The sequence below is a fragment of the Dyella kyungheensis genome, from assembly GCF_049913195.1.
GTDB classification, from domain to species: Bacteria; Pseudomonadota; Gammaproteobacteria; order Xanthomonadales; family Rhodanobacteraceae; genus Dyella; species Dyella kyungheensis.
In genome coordinates this window covers 3,130,200-3,150,591 of sequence record NZ_CP183983.1, presented here as the reverse complement: position 1 = coordinate 3,150,591, position 20,392 = coordinate 3,130,200, and the positions used below count along the sequence as shown (strand labels likewise).

At 63.8% G+C, this 20,392-nt stretch carries 15 protein-coding genes and 1 pseudogene; 12 read left to right on the top strand and 4 right to left on the bottom strand.

Annotated features, from left to right (window positions below):
- Window positions 1-358 precede the first annotated feature (358 nt).
- Both ACN9MB_RS14240 and ACN9MB_RS14235 read left to right on the top strand, forming a co-directional pair.
- Entirely contained in the window at window positions 359-1,459 is a 1,101-nt protein-coding gene (locus ACN9MB_RS14240) for an OmpA family protein (protein ID WP_204634463.1), read from the top strand.
- An 81-nt stretch (window positions 1,460-1,540) separates the two neighbouring features.
- Window positions 1,541-2,335 (top strand): pseudouridine synthase, encoded by a 795-nt coding sequence (locus tag ACN9MB_RS14235; protein WP_426269346.1) that lies wholly within the window; start codon window positions 1,541-1,543, stop codon window positions 2,333-2,335.
- Between the two features lie 139 nt (window positions 2,336-2,474).
- On the opposite strand, the gene kbl is transcribed toward ACN9MB_RS14235, so the two are convergent.
- The 3 genes from kbl to tdh form a co-directional block, all read right to left on the bottom strand.
- Window positions 2,475-3,668 (bottom strand): glycine C-acetyltransferase, encoded by a 1,194-nt coding sequence (gene kbl / locus ACN9MB_RS14230; protein WP_204634465.1) that lies wholly within the window; start codon window positions 3,666-3,668, stop codon window positions 2,475-2,477.
- Between the two features lie 259 nt (window positions 3,669-3,927).
- Window positions 3,928-7,638, bottom strand: a complete 3,711-nt coding sequence (locus ACN9MB_RS14225) for a DUF748 domain-containing protein (protein ID WP_426269345.1) — start codon at window positions 7,636-7,638, stop codon at window positions 3,928-3,930.
- 184 nt (window positions 7,639-7,822) lie between these two features.
- On the bottom strand, window positions 7,823-8,857 hold the full coding sequence (gene tdh / locus ACN9MB_RS14220) for an L-threonine 3-dehydrogenase (protein WP_426269344.1): 1,035 nt from the start codon (window positions 8,855-8,857) through the stop codon (window positions 7,823-7,825).
- A gap of 142 nt (window positions 8,858-8,999) precedes the next feature.
- Between tdh and ACN9MB_RS14215 the strand changes: the two genes are divergently transcribed.
- The 9 genes from ACN9MB_RS14215 to ACN9MB_RS14175 all read left to right on the top strand — a co-directional run bounded on the left by ACN9MB_RS14215 (window position 9,000) and on the right by ACN9MB_RS14175 (window position 19,069).
- Window positions 9,000-11,162 (top strand): S46 family peptidase, encoded by a 2,163-nt coding sequence (locus ACN9MB_RS14215; RefSeq protein WP_426269343.1) that lies wholly within the window; start codon window positions 9,000-9,002, stop codon window positions 11,160-11,162.
- Window positions 11,163-11,327: 165 nt separating this feature from the next.
- Entirely contained in the window at window positions 11,328-12,083 is a 756-nt protein-coding gene (locus tag ACN9MB_RS14210; RefSeq protein ID WP_204634469.1) for a carbonic anhydrase family protein, read from the top strand.
- Window positions 12,084-12,202: 119 nt separating this feature from the next.
- Window positions 12,203-13,150, top strand: a complete 948-nt coding sequence (gene miaA / locus ACN9MB_RS14205) for a tRNA (adenosine(37)-N6)-dimethylallyltransferase MiaA (protein WP_426269342.1) — start codon at window positions 12,203-12,205, stop codon at window positions 13,148-13,150.
- 160 nt (window positions 13,151-13,310) lie between these two features.
- The gene (gene hfq, locus ACN9MB_RS14200; RefSeq protein WP_204634471.1) at window positions 13,311-13,580 is read left to right on the top strand and encodes an RNA chaperone Hfq; all 270 of its coding nucleotides are present in this window, start codon (window positions 13,311-13,313) and stop codon (window positions 13,578-13,580) included.
- Window positions 13,581-13,735: 155 nt separating this feature from the next.
- A complete protein-coding gene (hflX, locus tag ACN9MB_RS14195; RefSeq protein WP_204634472.1) occupies window positions 13,736-15,046 on the top strand; it encodes a ribosome rescue GTPase HflX in 1,311 nt (436 codons plus the stop codon).
- A gap of 309 nt (window positions 15,047-15,355) precedes the next feature.
- Complete coding sequence (gene hflK, locus ACN9MB_RS14190) at window positions 15,356-16,528, top strand: FtsH protease activity modulator HflK (protein ID WP_204634473.1); 1,173 nt, start codon at window positions 15,356-15,358, stop codon at window positions 16,526-16,528.
- Window positions 16,525-17,394 (top strand): protease modulator HflC, encoded by an 870-nt coding sequence (gene hflC / locus ACN9MB_RS14185; protein ID WP_204634474.1) that lies wholly within the window; start codon window positions 16,525-16,527, stop codon window positions 17,392-17,394. Before hflK ends, hflC begins: the two co-directional genes overlap by 4 nt.
- Window positions 17,395-17,407: 13 nt before the next feature.
- Entirely contained in the window at window positions 17,408-17,596 is a 189-nt protein-coding gene (locus tag ACN9MB_RS14180; protein WP_426269341.1) for a DUF2065 domain-containing protein, read from the top strand.
- Between the two features lie 180 nt (window positions 17,597-17,776).
- A complete protein-coding gene (locus tag ACN9MB_RS14175) occupies window positions 17,777-19,069 on the top strand; it encodes an adenylosuccinate synthase (RefSeq protein WP_426269340.1) in 1,293 nt (430 codons plus the stop codon).
- Between the two features lie 149 nt (window positions 19,070-19,218).
- Here the strand turns inward: ACN9MB_RS14175 and ACN9MB_RS14170 are convergent, their stop codons facing one another.
- Window positions 19,219-19,917 (bottom strand): hypothetical protein, encoded by a 699-nt coding sequence (locus tag ACN9MB_RS14170; protein ID WP_426269339.1) that lies wholly within the window; start codon window positions 19,915-19,917, stop codon window positions 19,219-19,221.
- A gap of 330 nt (window positions 19,918-20,247) precedes the next feature.
- Here ACN9MB_RS14170 and ACN9MB_RS14165 point away from each other — a divergent pair.
- A pseudogene (locus ACN9MB_RS14165) lies at window positions 20,248-20,358 on the top strand (DDE-type integrase/transposase/recombinase); the annotation flags it as partial.
- Between the last annotated feature and the right edge of the window lie 34 nt (window positions 20,359-20,392).

Below are 20,392 nucleotides of genomic sequence, written 5' to 3'. Positions count from 1 at the left end.
TCGAACCTCGTACGCAGAAGTAGGAAAAGCCCGGCAAATGCCGGGCTTTTTCTTTTTGCAATAACGCGATTCGGTCTAACGCGTTGTTTGCTGGTGACAGGTTGTCGCAGGCAAGAAGTTTCGTCGTAGCGTTTGTCTCATCTGCCTGAACAGTGGCTCACCAACAGCGTCTTGCTGTGCGTGCGATGCTCTTAACGATTTTGCTACACTCCGCCGCGCTTGAAGTCTTGTGACATTTCCCCCGATCGGGACGCAAAGCGCGGGACAGGAAAAGTCCCGGAGTAGAAGTCAGTTATGACGCGCGTTTTCCGTCTGGGGTGGAACGGACGCGAATACCAATAATATGAGGAGACACCTGATGAATCGTAAGGGCCTGTATTTCCTGATTGCCCTGGCTCTGGGCGGCGTAGGTGCCGCTCACGCGCAAGACAGCACCACCACCACCACGACGTCGAGCTACGACGGTCGTTGGTACATCGCTCCGACCGTGGGCGGCTACTACAACGATACCGATCGCAACACCAACAGCCGCCAGGTGTACTACGGCCTGGGCTTTGGTCGCTTCATTGCGCCGAACACCTCGATCGACGTGTTCTTCGACCGCACCAAGCGCACCATCGACGGCGGCAGCCGCGATCGTTGGGCCAACAACAACGTCGGCGTTGCTGCTCGCTTCTACTACGGTGACTGGAATGCATGGCGTCCGTACGCCCTCGTGGGCGTGCTGGGCAGCTACCACATGAACCCGGCTGACAACGCCTGGTCGCCGGCTGCTGAAGTGGGCGTGGGCGTCTCCAAGACGATCACCGACAGCACCGATTTCCGCGTCGAAGGTGGCTACCGTTACGATTGGGACGACAAGTCCCAGCCGGAGAAGAACGGTTACGGCGACTGGTTCCTGGGCTTCAGCATCGTGTCGCGCTTCGGCGAGCCGGCTGCTGCTCCGGTCGCAGCAACCCCGCCGCCGCCGGTGGCTCCGGACTGCTCCAAGCAGTTCCGCAACGGTGTGAACCTGTGCGACAACAAGTGCCCGGATCTGCCGGAAGGCACGATCGTCGGTCCGGACGGCTGCCCGCAGAAGGTCGTGATCGACCTGCGCGGCGTCAACTTCAAGTTCGACCGTCCGAAGAAGGGCGAGACGGACATCAAGAAGGCGCTGGCTGAGCCGACCGCTGACTCGGTTGCCATCCTCGACCAGGCTGTCGACACCCTGCAGCGTTACCCGCAGGTCAAGGTCACGGTTGCCGGTTACACCGACTCGAAGGGCACCGACGTGTACAACCAGTCGCTGTCCGAGCGTCGCGCTGCGATCGTGTTCAACTACCTGACGGCCCACGGCATCGCTGCCGATCGCCTGATCGGTCCGTTCGGCCACGGCAAGAACGATCCGATCGGCGACAACGCCACGGATGCCGGTCGCGCCCAGAACCGTCGTACCGAACTGCAGGTCCAGCAGTAATAGGATCTGATCCAAGCTGTACGGAGAAGCCCGGCGCAAGCCGGGCTTTTCTTTTGTGGATACGCGCAGGTATCGCCTACCATGCGCGGTATCGCCATCCGGCTGAGAGTTTCTCCCATGCGTCCGTCTCGTCCCGCTTCACGCCACGCCATACCATCGGCACCTCGCCATGGTCTGGCGCGCGTGCTCAGCAAAATGGGCGTGTGCTCGCGCAGCCAGGCGGAGAAGGCGATACGCGAAGGACGGGTCAGCGTCGACGGCAAGGTGGTACTCGATCCCGAGCGACCCGCCGATGCGGATCGACAACGCATCCTGCTCGACAACGAACCCATTGCCGCCAGCACGCGCGTCTACATCGCGATCAACAAGCCTCGCGGCCTCGTCGTCAGTGCCGCCGACGAGCGCGGTCGCGACACCGTGTACGACCTGCTGAAGGATGCCGGCCTGCCATGGCTCGGTCCGGTCGGACGACTCGACAAGGCCAGCGAAGGCCTGCTGTTGTTGAGCAACGACAGCGTGTGGGCGGCGCGCCTGACCGAACCGAAGCACCACGTGGACAAGACCTATCACGTGCAGGTCAACGATATTCCCGATCAGGCTCTGCTGGACCGGTTGATCGAAGGCATCGTGGAAGAGGGCGAACGGCTCGCTGCACGCCGTGCGGTATTGCTACGACATGGTGAGAAGAATGCGTGGCTGGAGATCGTGCTGGATGAAGGACGCAACCGCCATATCCGGCGATTGCTGGCTGCGCATGGCATCGACGTGCTGCGCTTGATCCGCGTCGCCATCGGCGCGCTGCCGCTTGGCGATTTGCCGAAAGGAAAGTGGCGGCATCTGACCGCCGAAGAAGTACGCGCGCTCGGCGAGAAGTAACACCTGTGGGAGCGCACCCTGTGCGCGACAGCCCACCTAGCCGACCATGCTGCACGTTGCAGTCGCGCACAGGGTGCGCTCCCACAGGAAGCCGGAGACCGCGCCTCTCCGGACCGGAGAGGCGCAGCTCCGAGCGGGCTTAAATAACGCCCAGCTTCTTGCCCACCTTGGTAAACGCCGCAATCGCCTGATCCAGATGCTCGCGCGTATGCGCTGCACTCATCTGCGTGCGGATGCGCGCCTGGCCTTGCGGCACCACCGGGTAGAAGAAACCGGTGACGTAGATGCCCTCGTCGAGCAACTCCGTTGCCATGGCCTGCGCCTTCTTCGCGTCGTAGATCATCACCGGCACGATCGGATGCACGCCCGGCTTGATGTCGAAACCCGCCTTGGTCATCTCTTCGCGGAAGTAGCGCGTGTTCTCCTTCACCTGGTCGCGCAGATCGCCCGCGGCGGCCAGCATCTCGAACACCTTGGTGCCGGCGGCCACCACGTGCGGCGGCAGCGAGTTGGAGAACAGATAAGGACGCGAGCGCTGGCGCAACATCTCGATCACTTCGCGCGGGCCGGTGGTGAAGCCGCCCAGCGCGCCACCGAGCGCCTTGCCCAGCGTGCCGGTGATGATGTCGATCTTGTCGAGCACGCCATTGACCTCGGCCGAGCCGCGGCCGGTGTCCCCAAGGAAGCCGGTGCAATGGCATTCGTCGATGTGCACCAGTGCGTTGTACTTCTTGGCCAGCGCGGTGATCTGGTCCAGCGGTGCGATGAAGCCGTCCATCGAGAACGCACCATCGGTGGTGATCAGCTTGGTGCGCGCACCGGCAGCGTCGGCAGCCTGAAGCTGTTTTTCCAGGTCGGCCATGTCGCAGTTGGCGTAGCGGAAGCGCTTGGCCTTGCACAGGCGGATGCCATCGATGATGGAGGCGTGGTTGAGTGCGTCGGAGATGACGGCGTCTTCTTCACCCAGCAGCGGCTCGAACAGACCGCCGTTGGCATCGAAGCAGGCGGCGTAGAGGATGGTGTCCTCCTTGCCGAAGAACTCAGCGATCTTCTTTTCCAACTGCTTGTGCAGATCCTGCGTGCCGCAGATGAAACGCACCGAGGCCATGCCAAAGCCGTGCGTGTCCAGCGCATCCTTCGCCGCCTGGATCACCTCGGGATGATCGGCGAGGCCAAGGTAATTGTTGGCGCAGAAGTTGAGCACGTCCTTGCCGCTGTCGAGGCGGATCTTCGCCGACTGCGGGGAGACAATGATGCGCTCGGCCTTGAACAGGCCCTGCTCACGGATCGATTCGAGTTCGCTGGCGTAGCGAGACTGGCCGGGGTAGCTCATGGGGGAATTCCAAGCGGGGTCAAAAGGCTATTTTGACCCCTTGGGGGCGGGCTGGGAAGGAACCCCGGGTGACTGGCCGCAAGCCACGCTTTTTTTGCCGTCATTCCGGCGCAGGCTGGAATCCAGTAGCGTCAATGTCCGGTGTTAGCGGCAGTACCCGCGGAATGTTTGCGTCAACGCGAGGATCCAGCCGCGACGTCACTGGATTCCGGCCTGCGCCGGAATGACGGCCTGAAGGCTTGAGGCCGGCTGGCGCTCCTCACGCCTGATGCAACCCAAACTCCACCCGCGTCGTCTTGCCCTTGTCGTCGATGTCCTTCGTATCGAGCTTGGGATCCTTGATCGATACCCGCTTGTCGTCGATCTTGCCCTTCAGCCACGCCTGCACCGCGCTGGCGCGACGCTGCGCGAGGTCGCGCATGGCGGCGTCGTCGACGGCGATGTTGGTCTCCATCAGGCTGCGCATCTCGTCCGGCTCCAGCGATTTCTTCAGGCCGATGATGTTCTTGGGTTTGCCCTTGAAGTCATCGTCCTTATAGGCACGCTTGAGGTACTTCTCGTACTCGTCGGGCGTCACGTTGACCGAAGCGAGCGCGGCGTCCGACGTATCGGCACTCTTGCCCTCGGTGTCCAGCGCCTTCGCACGGCGAACCATGTTCTCCACCGTCACCTTGCGCAGGCCGTCCTGATCCTTGGACGGGTCGATGCGGCCGATCAGGTCCAGGTTCAAGGTGTTCTTCTGGTTGAGCATGGCCACGATCTTGCCGAGGCGTTCCTGCGCATTCTTGTCGAGCACGGCGGAGCCTGCATCGAACTCCACGTAACCGAGGTCTTCGTGGTTGCCGCCGCCGAAGGCTGCGCCGAGCAGGCGGAACGGTGCCGTGGCGGCCTTCGCGATCAGGTTGCCGATGGCGCGCCAGATCAGGCCGCCCATGCTGAATTGCGGATCGTCCAGCGAACCGGAGACCGGCACGTTCACATCGATGTTGCCCTGCGTGTCCTTCAGCAACGCCACCGCGAGCTTGACCGGCATGTGCTTGATGCCGGGGCTTTCGTCGCGATCGCCGAAGGTCAGCTGGGTGATGAAGATATGGTTGTCGGCATCGAGCTTGCGCTGGTCCAGCGTGTAATGGACGTCCATCGTCAGCTTGCCTGCCGTGATGGGATAACCCGTGTACTTGGTGGAGTAGGCGCTCAGGCCCGTCAATTCCACCTCGTTGGCCTTGCCCTTGATGTCGAGGAAGGCCACCGGTTGCAACGGATTGACGGTGCCGTCGATATCCACCGGCGAGTTGTCGTTCAGTGCCGCCTGCACCGACAGCTCCGCCGGCGGATCGCCGGGCGTGGTGGCGATGGTGCCGATCTTGCCGGTCACCTTGGTCAGGTTGGCCGTGTAGTTCGGCTTGATGAAGTTGTCGGTGTAGTTGATCTGGCCGTTGACCAGGGTGATGCCGCCAATGCGAATGTCGGCTGGAGGGGCTGCCGGCGCCGTCGTTGCGGGAACGATGGCCGTGGTGGTGGTGCCCTTGGTGTCCTTGGTTGGCGCGGCAGCGACTGCGGGAGCCGGTGCGGATGCAGCTGGGGCCGGTGGCGGTACCGCCGCGCCGGACGGCTGCTCATTCTCTCCACGCGTCACCGATACGGGCGCCGCTGCCGGGTTGGTCACCACTTCGGACAGATTCAAGGTGCCGTTGGCGTTGACGATCATGCGGGCGTAGAAGGAACTCAGCACCAGTCCGGCCACGTGCATGCGCGGCGCACCCGAGCCATAGGCGACATCGAGATTCGATCCGCTGAGCGTGCGCCAACGCAGGAAATCGTCGCCGGTCAGTTTGTCCTGGATGCGGACCTGTTCCAGCGCCGCGTTGCCCTTGTAGGTGAGTTTCGGTTCCGCGCTGCGTCCGTCGTAATGCAGCTTGCCGTTGCTGGTGACGCGGGCGCTGGAAATGACCACGTTCAACGGCACGCTGATGTACGGCTGGAAGTTGGTGATGTCGAACCGCTTGGTGTCGATCTGCAGATCGGCCAGCGTGGGCAGCGGTTGCAGCTTGCCGTTGGCGGTGAAGCTGCCTCGGCCCATCGTGCCCGACAACTTCATCTCGCGCGGTTCGTTGAGCTTGTCGCTCAGGTTGTCCATGCTGCCGCTGAGCGTGTCGATCTTGATCTTCACCGGCTTGTCGCCAGCAGCCAGATCGGTGAACGCGACGGCGGCATTGTCGAAGGCGAGGTGGGCCACGCTCCAATGCCACGGCGGTCCGCTGGCGGCGACTGGCTTCTTCGGCGCATCCTTGGCGGCGAACAGATCCACCAGGCTGATGTACTTCTTGCTGTTGCGCTGTACGTCCAGGCTGAGGCCGGTGGCCTTCACCGTGCCCAGTTGCGCCTGTTGTGTGGCCAGGTCGACCTGGATGATTTCCGCTTCCAGGGTGGCCCAGGAAACGGGCGAGCCTTGTCCCTTGAATTGCGGCTCCATCGCAAAGTCGGTGGCCGTGGCATGCGCATCGGCCAGATGGATGTTGAACGGCTTGCCCCAGTCCACCTGAAGCTGGCCGGTGGCATCGAGCTTGCCCTTGGTCAGCCGCGCGTTGATGCCCTGGTACGTGGCAGCCTGCAGCGGCGCCATGTCCACCTGCTTGAGTGTCAAGGCGGCGGCCAGCTTGTTCTTGGCCAGATCCACCGTGCCCTTCATGCCGATGTCGCCGCCAAAGAACTGCGCGGTCACATCGAGCTTCGCCACCGGCGCTGCCTGCAGGCTCAGCCCCTGCATGTTGCCGCGCAGATTGCCCAGGTCGATCTTGCTGCCTGCAGCGTCGGTGTAATGGATGGCGCTGTTGGTGAGCGCCATCGAGGCGATGCGCAGGTCGGTGGGCTCGGCCTTCTTGTCGGCATCCGCCTGGGTGGGCGTCGAGGTGAGCGCGTCGAAATTGCTGTGGCCGTCGGCACCGGCGGTGTAATAGAGCTGCGCACGGTCGAAGCTGAGTGCACCCAGCACATAACGCGATTGCAGCGGCTGCACGTCGGTGAGGTCGGCGGTGCCCTTGCCAAGACTCAGGATCGCCTGGCCGCTGCGGGTATTGAGCGCGAAATCGTCGATCTGCAGCTTGCCGGTGAGTTGCAATTGCGATGCCGCCTTGGCCTGCAGGAAATGCAGCACCAGATCGCCGCTGAGCAGGCCCTTGGGTATCGTCACCGGCAGCGTGGTGGGCGCATAGCCGATGTAGCGCGCCAGATCGAGGCGATCCAGGCGGAAATTGATGGTGGAATCGCGGCTGTCGGCGAACGGCTTGGTGTGGCCTTCGACACGCAGCGGGCTGCCGTCCACGTTCATCGACAGCAGCGGCTGCACGAACACATCGGTATCGCTGGGCAGGTTGGCGATGAACGGAATGCCCAGCTCCAGCTGCTCGACGTGGTGATCGGCCTTCATCGCCTCGTCGGCGAACTGGATGTCGCCGTTGTGCACGCTGATGTTGGACAGCGCAAAGCGTGCCGGCGAAGCCTTCGGATCGGACGGCGTGGCGTTGAAGCGATCGATGATGTCGCTGAAGTTGAAGCGCTGGTCGCCCGTGCGCACGATGCGGATGCGCGGATGCTGCACGATGAGCTGATCGAGCACGGGCGCCATGCGGAACAGCGAAGCCCACGAGGCATTGATGACCGCCTGGTCCACATCGACGAAAGCCGACTTGCCATCGCGGTCGGCGATATGCAACTGATCCAGCTCCAGGCGCAACGTATACGGGTTGAGATGCACCGCATCCAGCGTGACGGGACGTTGCAGCGCGGCGGTGGCGCGCTTCTCGATCTGGCTGCGGATGATCGATGGTGCGGCGAGGAAGCCGAGGATGCCGAACACGATCAGCACGATCGCAACGATCAGGGCGATCTTGCGCGTGCGATGCGATTTGTAGACGGCCATGGCGCGGTCGCGTCCTGCGGCCAGATGACGATTGCTGAACAGATCAGCCATGCGGACGATGCTCCCATGCCATCGCGCGCCGACCGTACTCAGCCCTTGGGCCGGGTACCTTCACAATCCCAGCGATTAGTCGGCCGCCTTGCCGCGAGTGTACTAGGCCGACTGTTATCGCAGAACGACTTGGCCGCCCAAAAAGCGGCGGCCAAGTGCATTTATGTGACGGTTTCGTGGATGCTCAAGACCAGGAGCAGACGACCTTGCCGCACTTGCCGGCATCCATCAGGTCGAAGCCCTTCTGGAAATCGTCGATATGAATCTGGTGGGTGAGAACTTTCTGTAGCGGAAAGCCGGTGAGCACCATCTGGGTCATCTTGTACCAGGTCTCGTACATGCGGCGGCCGTAGATGCCCTGCATGGTGAGGCCCTTGAAGATCACCTTGTCCCAGTCGATGCCGGCGCCCTTGGGCAGGATGCCGAGCAGCGCGATCTTGCCGCCGTGGTACATGCAATCGAGCATGTCGTTGAAGGCGCGCGGGTTGCCGCTCATCTCCAGGCCCACGTCGAAGCCTTCCATGTGCAGGTCTTTCATCACGTCCTTCAGCGACTGGTTGGCCACGTTCACCACGCGCGTGGCGCCCATGTCCGCCGCCAGCTTCAGGCGGTAGTCGTTGACGTCGGTGACCACCACGTTGCGGGCGCCCACATGCTTGGCGATGCCCGCGGCGATGATGCCGATCGGGCCGGCGCCGGTGATCAGCACGTCTTCGCCGATCAGGTCGAATTCCAGCGCGCAGTGCGCGGCGTTGCCGTACGGGTCGAAGAAGGCGGCCAGCTCGGACGGGATCTGGTCCGGGATCGGCCACAGGTTCGAGGCCGGCATGGTCATGTATTCGGCGAACGCGCCGTTGCGGTTCACGCCGATGCCCACGGTGTTCGGGCACAGGTGCTGGCGGCCGGCACGGCAGTTGCGGCAGTGGCCGCAGACGATATGGCCCTCGGCCGACACCCGGTCGCCGATCTTGTAGCCGGTGACGCCCGGGCCGATCTCCACCACGCGGCCCACGAACTCGTGGCCGATGGTCAGGCCGGGCTTGATGGTGCGCTGGGACCACTCGTCCCACTTGTAGATGTGCAGGTCGGTGCCGCAGATCGCGGTCTTTTCCAGCTTGATCAGCACCTCGTTGGGGCCGACCTCGGGAACAGGCACTTCTTCCATCCAGATGCCCTGCTCGGGCTTGCGCTTGACCAGGGCTTTCATCATCTGAGGCATGGGGTTTCCGTGGGGGAAGGGCGGGAAAACTGACATTATAGAAGGCGGGGCACGGGCGCCGCTTCGTGCAGTGCAGCGTTGCCCCGAGGGGCGGGCAGGGCTATGGTCGCAATTTTTTGCGCCACCCGGCTCTAGGACAGGCATGAAACGACCGACATTCACGCTGCTGGCGGCAGCATTGGGGCTAGCCATCGCCATTCCAACCCACGCTGACGAAGGCATGTGGATGCCCTCGCAGCTGCCGTCCATCGCCAAGCCGCTGCGCGAGGCGGGGTTCCAGGGCAACCCGGCCGAGCTGGCCGACCTGACCAAGGCGCCGCTCAATGCGGTGGTGAAGGTGGGCGGGGCCACCGGTTCGTTCATCAGCGACGACGGCCTGGTGCTGACCAACCACCATGTCGCTTTCGGCGTGATCCAGTACAACAGCAACGCCCAGCGCGACCTGATCCAGAACGGTTTCGTCTCGCACGAGCGGGCCGAGGAGCTGCCGGCCAACCCCGATTTCCGCCTGCGCGTGACCACCGGCTTCGACAAGATCAGCGACAAGGTGCTGGCCGCCGCCAGGGGCAAGACCGGGCGCGCCTACTTCGATGCCATCGACGCGATCAGCAAAGCGACGGTGGCCGAGTGCGAGCGCGAGTCCGGCATGCGCTGCAGCGTGGTCAACATGTTCTACGGCCGCGATTTCTACCTAGTGAAGCAGCTCGAGCTGCGCGACCTGCGCCTGGTCTACGCGCCGCCCCGCGCCATCGGCAACTACGGCGACGAAGTGGACAACTTCGTGTGGCCGCGGCACGCGGGCGACTTCACCTTGTTGCGCGCCTACGTGGGCCCGGATGGCAAGCCGGCGGACTATGCCAAGGACAACGTTCCCTATCACCCGCCCGCGCATCTGCAGGTGGCACGCGATGGCGTGAAGGAAGGGGATTTCGTCATGCTGGCCGGTTATCCCGGCATCACCTATCGGCATCGCACGGCCGCCGAATTCGCCGATCAGGTGCAATGGCGCCTGCCCACCACGGTTGAAGTGATGCAGCAGCTGGAACACGTCATCGAGGACACGGGACGTGACGACCGGCAAGCGGCCATCCGTTACGCGTCGCAGCTGCAGTCGCTGAAGAACAACATCAAGCGCTTCCAGGGCGAACTGGATGGACTCAAGCGCAGTGACGCGGTCACCGTTCGCCGCAAGGACGAGGACGCCATGCTGGCATGGCTGGCGGCCCAGCCGCAGGCGAGCACGCTGCGTCCGCAGATCGACCAGGTCGGCCAGCTCATCGCCGCCGGCAATGCCACGCGCGAGCGCGATCTGCTGCTCGGCATGATGCAAACGCAGACGCAATTGCTGCGCTCGGCCATCGTGTTGCAGCGATTGGCGCACGAACGTGGCCGGCCCGACGCGCAGCGCGAGGCAGGCTACCAGTTGCGTGACGAAGAACTGATCGCGGGCACGCTACGGCAAGTGCAGCGTCGCTACGATCCCGCGGTCGAGAGACGTTTGTTGACCGCCTTGCTCACCCGCTACCAGAAGCTGCCCGACACACAGCGCGTGCCGGAGTTCGATGCCGCGTTCGGCCGCACGCCCGAAGCGTTGTCGCACAAGCTCGAGCAGGTCTACGGCGCCACGCAGCTGGGTGACGAGGCCGCGCGTCTGGGATGGCTGAAAGCCGATCCCGCCACGGTGGCCAAATCGGATGACGCGCTGCTGGTGGTCGCCGCGCAGTTGCAGCCGGCGCTGCTGCGCATGGAAGACGAGCGCAAGTCGCGCGAGGGCGATCTGCTGCGGCTACGCCCCGGCTACATGGACGCACTGATTGCCTATCGCCAGAAGCAGGGCCGTGCGGTCTACCCCGACGCCAATGCCACGCTGCGCGTGAGCTACGGCAAGGTGACGCCGCTCAAGGCGCGCGATGCCGTCACCTACGAACCGCTCACCACGACCGCGGGCATCGTCGAGAAGAACACCGGTGCGGTTCCGTTCGATGCGCCCAAGCCGTTGCTCGATGCCATCGCCAAGGGCGACTACGAGGGCTACGCCGAGGCCAAAACCCAGCAGATGCCGGTCGATTTTCTCAGCAACCTGGACACCACCGGCGGCAACTCCGGCTCGCCCGTGCTGAACGCGAAGGGCGAGCTGGTGGGACTCAATTTCGACAGCAACTGGGAAGCGGTGAGCGCGAGCTGGATGTTCGACCCGCGTTACAAGCGGGCCATCCATGTCGACCTGCGTTATATGCGTTGGCTGATGGACAAGGTATATACGGCGCCGCAGTTGTTGAAGGAGATGGGTGTGCCGGCTCGCTGAGTCCCCAACCTGTGGAGGCGCACCCTGTGCGCGACAAGCGCCTCCATATGGCGAGGCCGTCGCGCACAGGGTGCGCTCCCACAGTGAATGACGAGGGAAGGGTTCACGCCGGTTTCATCGCCCCGGGCGTGCAGTAGCAACTTCTTTCGGGGAGTTGGGGGCGTTATGCAAGCTCACGAGCAAGCGTGTTGCGGCAGCGCGACCGACGGTTCGCGCCGCTCGCTGTTGAAGTCAGCCATCGGCGTCGCCGCCTTTGCCGCGGTGGGCGGCGTACCCTGGCTGCTCCCAGGCCTGGCGCAAGCCGCCGCCCTGAGCAAGGAACAGCGTGATGCGATGACGCCGGATCAGGTCATCGCCATGCTCAAGGAGGGCAACGAGCGCTTCCGTGCCGGCAAGATGCAAGGACACGACTATCTGGCACAGAAGCGGGCCAGTGCCGGCGGGCAGTATCCCGCCGCGGTCATCCTCAGTTGCATCGACTCGCGCGCACCGGCGGAGATCATCCTGGATGCCGGTATCGGCGATACCTTCAACGCACGCATTGCAGGCAACATCGCCAACGACGATCTGTTGGGAAGCCTCGAGTTCGCCTGTGCGCTGGCCGGCTCCAAGCTCGTGCTGGTGATGGGGCACACGGCGTGCGGCGCCATCAAGGGCGCCATCGACAACGCCAAGCTGGGCAACCTCACCGGCCTGCTCGACAAGATCAAGCCCGCCGTCGCCGCCACCCAGTTCAGCGGCGAACGCACGAGCAAGAACGACGCCTTCGTGGATGCGGTGGCCGCCACCAATGTGCGTCAGACGGTGGAGGATATTCGTCGACGCAGCGACGTGCTTGCCGGCATGGAGAAGGACGGCAAGATCAAGATCGTCGGCTCGATGTACCACCTCGCCGGCGGCAAGGTGGAGTTCTACGCCTAATCGATCCTTCGGTGGGAGCGCACCCTGTGCGCGACGGCCTCGCCCGGTGGAGACGCTTGTCGCGCACAGGGTGCGCTCCTACCGTGAGTACTGTGTCGGTTCGCCGCTAGAATGCGCCGATGCCGATCGATCAGCGCCCCCTCGCCGTATTCCTGATGGGCCCGACCGCGTCGGGCAAGACGGCGCTCGCCTGCGCCTTGAGCGAGCAGTTCCCGGTTGATCTGGTGAGCGTCGATTCGGCTTTGGTCTATCGCGGTCTCGATATCGGCGCGGCCAAGCCGGACGCGCCGACGCTGGCGCGCTACCCGCATCGGTTGATCGACATCCGCGATCCCGCCCAGCCTTACTCGGCGGCGGATTTTCGTGGCGATGCGATGGCTGCGATGCAGGAAATCACGGCACAGGGCCGCGTGCCGCTGCTGGTCGGCGGCACCGGGCTCTATTTCCGCGCGCTGCAGCAAGGTCTTTCGCAGCTGCCCGAAGCCGATCCGATCCTGCGCGAGCGTTTCACGGCGCAGGCGTCGACCGAGGGATGGCCCGCGCTGCATGCGCGCCTGCAACGCCTGGACCTGGCGGCGGCGGAGCGCATCGGGCCGAACGATGCGCAGCGCATCCAGCGTGCGCTGGAGGTGATCGAACTCACCGGTCGCCCGTTGTCGGAACAGCAGCGTGGCGGCACCGGCGAGCGCTTCCCGTGGCGCGTGCTCAAGCTGGCGCTGGTTCCGGCGGATCGCGCTCCATTGCACGAACGCATCGCCCGGCGCTTCGACGGCATGCTGCAGGATGGTTTCCTCGATGAAGTTCGCGCCTTGCGTGCGCGCGGCGACCTGCATGCCGATCTTCCCGCCATGCGCGCCGTGGGCTATCGACAGGCGTGGGAGCATCTGGACGGCCAAACGAACGAGGCGGAATTTCGCGATCGCGGCATCTTCGCCACACGCCAGCTCGCCAAACGCCAGATCACTTGGCTACGCGGTGTGCTCGACGCCCGGATGCTCGATCCAGAGCGTGCTGAGACGCGGAATCTTGCTGAAGAAGGCGTGCGAATGTTCTTGGGCGAGCAATAGTGTGCCGCGCAGTTCTCTAAACGTCTTTTTCACACCTGATGAAAGCGTGCATTTACTCTTTCATCAACGATTTAAAAGTGGTTAATATTCCTCGGCCTTGGACCGGGGCGCGTCACGCGTCTTTTATCCCGGTCCGTCCGTTGCGAGGGGAGAACAAGAAATGTCCAAAGGGCAATCGTTGCAAGATCCGTTTCTCAATGCGCTGCGTCGCGAGCGCGTTCCGGTCGCCATCTACCTGGTCAATGGCATCAAGCTGCAGGGCACGATCGAGTCTTTCGATCAGTTCGTGGTGTTGTTGCGCAACCAGGTGAGCCAGATGGTCTACAAGCACGCCATCTCCACCGTGGTGCCCAGCCGTAACGTTCGCATGGGCAATGGCCATGACGGCCCGGGCGACGCGCCGGGCGGTGCGCCCGAAGCGGAAGGTTGATTCCGCAGGGCGGTCGACCCATCTGAGTAGGGTAGGCGTTGCAAACCGGAATCCTCCGGCGGGCAGCGTATCCACATACACTTCCCACTCCGATTCGTGCCGTGGACCCTTGACGGTCCACGGCACCGCGTCTTCATAAAGGTCCTCCCGCCCTCGTGTTTGATCGTCAAAAGAAAGGCGAACGCGCCATCCTCGTGCTCCCGCATTCCCGCGGCGAGGGCGATTCGGCTAGGCGCGCCGAAGAATTCGCCGAGCTCGTGCACTCGGCCGGCGCCGAGATCCTCGGCAGCATTCCGGCACGCATCGACGTGCCCAACCCGCGTTATTACATAGGTACCGGCAAGGCCGACGAGGTGGCTGAGGCCGCCCGGGCGCTCGAAGCCGACCTGGTTCTGGTCGATCACCTGCTGACCCCCGTGCAGGAGCGCAACCTCGAAAAGCTGCTCAACGTGCGCGTGGTCGACCGCGCCGGCCTGATCCTGGACATCTTCGCCCAGCGCGCCCGTTCGCACGAAGGCAAACTCGAAGTGGAGCTGGCCCAGCTCAAGCACCTCGCCACCCGGCTGGTGCGCGGCTGGACCCATCTGGACGCCCAGCGCGGCGGTGCCATCGGCAACCGAGGCCCGGGCGAAACCCAGCTGGAAACCGACCGTCGCCTGCTCGCCGAGCGGGTGAAGATGCTCACCAAGCGGCTGGAAAAGGTGCAGACCCAGCGCGTCCAACAGCGCCGCGCGAGACTGCGCAACACCGTGCCCAGGGTGGCCTTGGTCGGCTATACCAACGCCGGCAAGTCGACCCTGTTCAACGTGTTGACCGAAGGCGAGGTGTTCGCCGCCGACCTGCTGTTCGCCACGCTGGACCCGACCGTGCGCAAGCTCGACGGCCTGTCCTGCGGCCCGGCCGTGCTGGCCGACACGGTGGGCTTCATCCGCGAGCTGCCTCATGACCTGGTCGCGGCGTTCCGCGGCACCCTGGCCGAAGCGCGCGACGCGGATCTGCTGCTGCATGTGAGCGACGCCGCCGACGAGGAACGCGAACGCCTTGCCCGCGTGGTGGACAACGTGCTCGAGGAAATCGACGCCGGCGATCTGCCCCAGCTGCGGGTGATGAACAAGATCGACCTGGCCGGCAGCGAACCGCGCATCGACCGAGACGCCGAGGGCAAGCCCACCACCGTATGGTTGTCGGCCGCGACCGGGCAGGGCCTGGACCTGCTCAAGCAGGCCCTGGGCGAGCTGCTTGGCGGCGCGCGCGTGCAGTCCGAGCTGCGCCTGCCACATTCGGCAGGGCGCCTGCATGCACGCCTGAAGGCCGCCGGGGCCATCGTCGGCGAGGAAGTCGACGAGGAGGGTTGGCGCTTGAACATCGATGCACCGCGCAGCGTCATCGCGCCGCTCAGCGGGGGCAACGCCACCGAGGCGGCCTTGCTGCAACCGATCCTCGGCACGCCGGAAGAAGCCTTTTAAAAACAGGCCCCGGAGTAACCAAGCCCCTGTGGGAGCGCACCCTGTGCGCGACAGGCGCCCGAGCGGCTCGCGGAAACCATTTGTCGAGATGCCCCTGAGGCGCCTGTCGCGCACAGGGTGCGCTCCCACAAGGATACGCATCCATGGGGAGGGAATCGCCGGCTGGCTCTGGTAGAATCGACGGTGTTTGTGCGGCCATCCGTGCCCAGGCACACAGCCACATCAAGCAGTCGACCCTATGTCAAAACCCGTGCAACGCGTTTTCCGGCCCATACAGCCGGCCTCCCAGCGGCCTCAAGGAGACTGACCATGGCCTGGAACGAACCCGGTAATGGGCAACGTGATCCTTGGAACAAGAATCGCCAGCCGGGCAACAAGCCGGGGCTGGACGACGTCCTGAGGCAGCTGCGCAACCGCTTCGGCAAGCTGGGTGGCGGTGCCGGCGGCATCTTCACCATCCTGCTGGCGTTCGTGATCGTGTGGATCGCCATGAGCAGCTTCACCATCGTGGATGCGCGCCAGGCCGGCGTGGTGCTGCGCTTCGGCAAGTACTCGCGCACCCTGCAGCCGGGTTTCCACCTCAAGTTCCCCGGTCCGATCGAAACGGTGACCAAGGTCGGCGCCACCGAGATCCGTTCGGTCTCCGACAAGGTGCGCATGTTGACCAGCGACGAGAACATCATCTCGGTCGACTTCAACGTGCAGTACCAGGTGTCCGATTCGTACAAATACCTGTTCTCGCTCAGCGGCCCGCCGGAAGAGACGCTGCGCCAGGCGGCCGAAGCTGCCGTGCGCACGGTGGTGGGCGCCAACGTGATGGACAACATCCTCACCAGCCAGGGCGAAGTCGACGCCGTGGCGCCCGCGCCTGCCAGCAGCGTGGCCGCCGCCTCGTCCACGGCCGCGCCGGCTGTCGTGCCCGCCGCCGTCAAGGCGCAGACGCGCGACACCTTGCAGCAGCAGACCCGTGAAATCCTGCAGGCCACGCTGGACGAATACGACGCCGGCCTGGTGGTGACCGACGTGAGCTTCCAGAACGTGGCCCCGCCGCAGGAAGTGAAGGACGCCTTCGACGACGTCAACGCCGCTCGCGAAGACAAGCAGGGCACCGAAAACAATGCGCGCGCCTACGCCAGCCAGGTCGTGCCGGTGGCGCGCGGCGACGCGTCGCGCATCGCCGCCGAGGCCCAGGGTTATGCCGCTGCCCGCGTGGCCACGGCCACCGGCGATGCCTCGCGCTTCAACCTGATCCTCAAGGAATACAAGGCCGCGCCGGACGTCACCCGCCGCCGCCTGTGGCTGGAAACAGTCGAAGACGTGATGTCGAACAATCCCAAGGTGCTCGATGGTTCCGGCGGCCGCAACATGATCTATCTGCCGCTCGACCGTGCCACCGGCAAGGACATCCAGGGCGTGGGCTCGGTGATGCAATCGGCTGCCGGCAGCGACAGCAACCTCGGCGGCAAGGAGAAGCAGCCATGAAGTTCGCCTCCGCCATCATCGCCGTGCTCGTGGTGCTGCTCGGCTTCAACAGCTTGTTCGTCGTGCATGAAGGTCAGACCGCGCTCGTGCTGCAATTCGGCCGCATCGTGCGCACCGGCGACCAGCCTGGCCTGCACGCGAAGTTGCCGTTCATCCAGCAGGTGATGACGTTCGACAACCGCATCCTTACCCTGGAAGCGCCGCCCGAGCGTTACTTCACCTCCGAGAAGAAGAGCGTCAACGTCGACTTCTACGTGAAGTGGCGCATTGCCGACAACGCTGCCTACTACCGCGCCACCGCCGGCGACGAACTGCAGGCAGCCAATCGCCTCACGCCGATCGTGAAGGATGCGCTGCGCTTCGAGTTCAACGGCCGCACCTTGCAGGAGCTGGTTTCCGCCGGCCGCAAGGACGTCACCGAACGCGTGCGCAAGCAGACCGACGCGGCAGCCCGCAAGAACTTCGGCATTGCCGTGGTCGACGTGCGCATCAAGCGCATCGACCTGCCGGACGAAGTGAGCGAGTCGGTGTACAAGCGCATGCGCGCCGAGCGCACCCAGCTCGCCAACGAATTGCGCTACACCGGCCAGCAGGCCGCCGAAACCATCAAGGCCGACGCCGATCGCCAGGCCCAGGTGGTGAAGGCGGAAGCGGAGCGCGATGCCGCCAAGGTGAAGGGCGAGGGCGATGCACAGGCCGCGGCGATCTACGCGCAGGCTTATGGGCAGGATCCGGAGTTCTTCGCGTTCTATCGAAGCCTGGCCGCGTACCGTACCTCGTTCAAGGACGGCAAGGGCGTGCTGGTGCTGAGGCCCGATTCGGAATTCCTGAAGTATTTCAGCGACGGCGCATCGTCCAAGCATTGAGTGGTAACGGACGATGTCGAGGGAGCTGGCCGGCGCGTTGTGCCTGGTGTTGGTGATCGAGGGGCTGGTGTTGTTTGCCGCGCCGCGCGGGTGGCAAGCCACCATGCGCGAGGCAGCCAACATGAGCCCGCGCGCTGCGGCTGTTCGGCGCGGCCGCCATCGGCATCGGCCTGGTGGCGCTGCAGTGGGTGCATTGAATTAACGCGGCGATGGGCCGTTCAACCCATCGAGTTTTTCCAGCGAAGCTTCATCGTCGTTCGCGCAAACGCTTCACCCCGGCGACGTTCACGGCGCTGGACGCCGAACGAAACAATCAGGGCTTCCATCCGTTTCGCGGCCTTTGGCCATCCGCATTCTTCAAATTGACGAGAGCATCATCATCATGGGCAAGTCAGTAGTCATCCTTGGTGCGCAGTGGGGCGACGAAGGCAAGGGCAAGATCGTCGACCTGCTGACCGAACAGGTCAGCGCCGTCGCGCGCTTCCAGGGCGGTCACAACGCCGGCCACACGCTGGTCATCGGCGGCAAGAAGACCGTGCTGCATCTGATTCCGTCGGGCATCCTGCGCGACGACGCGCTGTGCCTGATCGGCAATGGCGTGGTGCTGTCGCCGCAGGCGCTCAAGCAGGAAATCGAAGAGCTCGAAGCGCAGGGCGTGGAAGTGCGTTCGCGCCTCAAGATCAGCCCGGCCACGCCGCTGATCATGCCGTACCACATCGCCGTCGATAAGGCGCGCGAAATCGCCGCCGGCAAGAGCGCCATCGGCACCACCGGCCGCGGCATCGGCCCGGCGTACGAAGACAAGGTGGCTCGCCGCAGCGTGCGCGTGGCCGACCTGATGTACCCGCACGAGCTGCCGGAGAAGATCAAGGCCGCCGTCGAATACCACAACTTCATCCTCACCCAGTGGCTGAAGGCCGAGCCGGTCGACTTCCAGACCGTGCTGGACGATGCGCTGGCCTATGGCGAATTCATTCGCCCGATGGTCGACGACGTCGCCGCCATCCTGCACGACGTGCGCAAGGAAGGCGGTCACATCCTGTATGAAGGCGCGCAGGGTGCGCTGCTCGACATCGACCACGGCACCTATCCGTACGTGACCTCGTCCAACACCACCGTGGGCGGCGCACTCGCCGGCACCGGCGTGGGCGCGGGCGACATCGACTACGTGCTGGGCATCTGCAAGGCGTACGCCACGCGCGTGGGCGGCGGTCCGTTCCCGACCGAGCTCAACGACGAGATGGGCGAGCGCCTGCGCAAGGTCGGCAACGAGTTCGGCGCCAGCACCGGCCGTCCGCGCCGCTGCGGCTGGATCGACCTCGTCGCGCTCAAGCGCGCCGTGCAGATCAACGGCATCAACGGCCTGGCCATCACCAAGCTCGACGTGCTCGACGGCCTGCCGTCCATCAAGGTCTGCATCGCCTACGAATACCGCGGCAAGCGCCGCGAACTGGCCCCGCTCGACGCGGACGGCTGGGACGAGTGCAAGCCGGTCTACCTGGAATTCCCGGGCTGGGACGAATCCACTGCCGGTATCCGCGAGTGGGACAAGCTGCCCGCTGCGGCTCGCGCTTATCTGCGTGCGGTGGAGGAGCTGTCGGGCTGCAAGCTGTCGCTGGTTGCTACCGGTGCGGATCGTGATGACACCATCGTGCTGGACGATCCGTTCGCCTGAGCGATTAGTGCGTAGGCAAGACGAACAAGAAAGCCCCGCAAACGCGGGGCTTTTTTTGTCTGCCGGGCGACGTTGGACCCACTTCGCCTCGAAAACGTAGCCATGTTGGCTACGAACGTAGCATCACTGGCTACAAAATCGCGCGCGAACTACCTCCGCCCCGCTTGCTCCGTTTGTTCCGACGCCGTGTATTGACTCAGGTAATAGTCAATCGCTGATTGAACGGCGATGCTGTAGGCGTTTTTTCCTTCAGGCGCACTGGCCATCGACATGGATTTCACCGACACCCGCTTGCCGCGAATGGTCGCGTCGATATAGATGACAAAGACTGACGCACGCTGAGGATTTTCTGCTTCTGTGAAGAATGCGCGCTCGTACTCATTATCCTGGGACTTTTCAAAAGCATCCCTGCCAATCACAGACTGGCTAATGCCTGTGGTAATCGGCTTGCTGGTTCCTGCGCCAATGGCGGCGCCAATGGGGCCTCCCAGTGCCGCAAACATCGCGCCCCTTCGCAGTTGGGATTTAGCGTTCAAATAGACCACCAAATGATGGATGGTGATAGATGAACTTGCATCATCATTCATCCCAAGCCGCTCATAGGAGCTTCGTCGAAATAGCTGAGTGATAGGTGGATCCAGCGTATTGTCGCCCTTACGGTAGATGCCGTACCCGTCACTACTGATAAGAAGGCTGAAGATCTTATTCTCTTTCTCGCTCGCGGGACGCAGATCCGTGACTGAAACCGACGTCGATAGGTCGGCGCCCGGCATATCGATGTGAGTCGCCTTCGGAGCCGATGCGCATGCGGTAAGAAGTAAGGAAAGGATGATCGCGAATTTCTTCATGGTTACATTCCTTTGTTGGTCCATTGATGATCATGGCATGCGCTTGCGCCGCGCCCGATAGCCGACAAGCGCTTCTCCATGTCCTCCAAGAACCCTTATTGCATCGAAGCGGTTCGTGCTCATCCTCGTCGGGTGTTGGCCGTCGAGTTCGTTGTTGGATGCCGACGCACTCTCGTGCGATGGCCCTTCGCACCGTGCTTCTATTGCCGACGTAGCGCGGCTACGGAGGTTAATTGCGTAGGCTGCGCTGATGAAGGGCACGCCGTCTGCTGGAATGACGAAAAATTGGCCCTGACACCTTTTCGATGCCGGCGACCTCGAAGAGCCTTGATCCATTCGGATCAAGGAACTCAGTACGGAAGCGATGCTTGGCGACGATTCTGCAAAGCCAACCATTTGGAACCAAGCATGAGCAGACGAGGAAACTGTTGGGACAATGCCGAAATCCTTGCGAAAAGGTGCCAGGGACAATTTC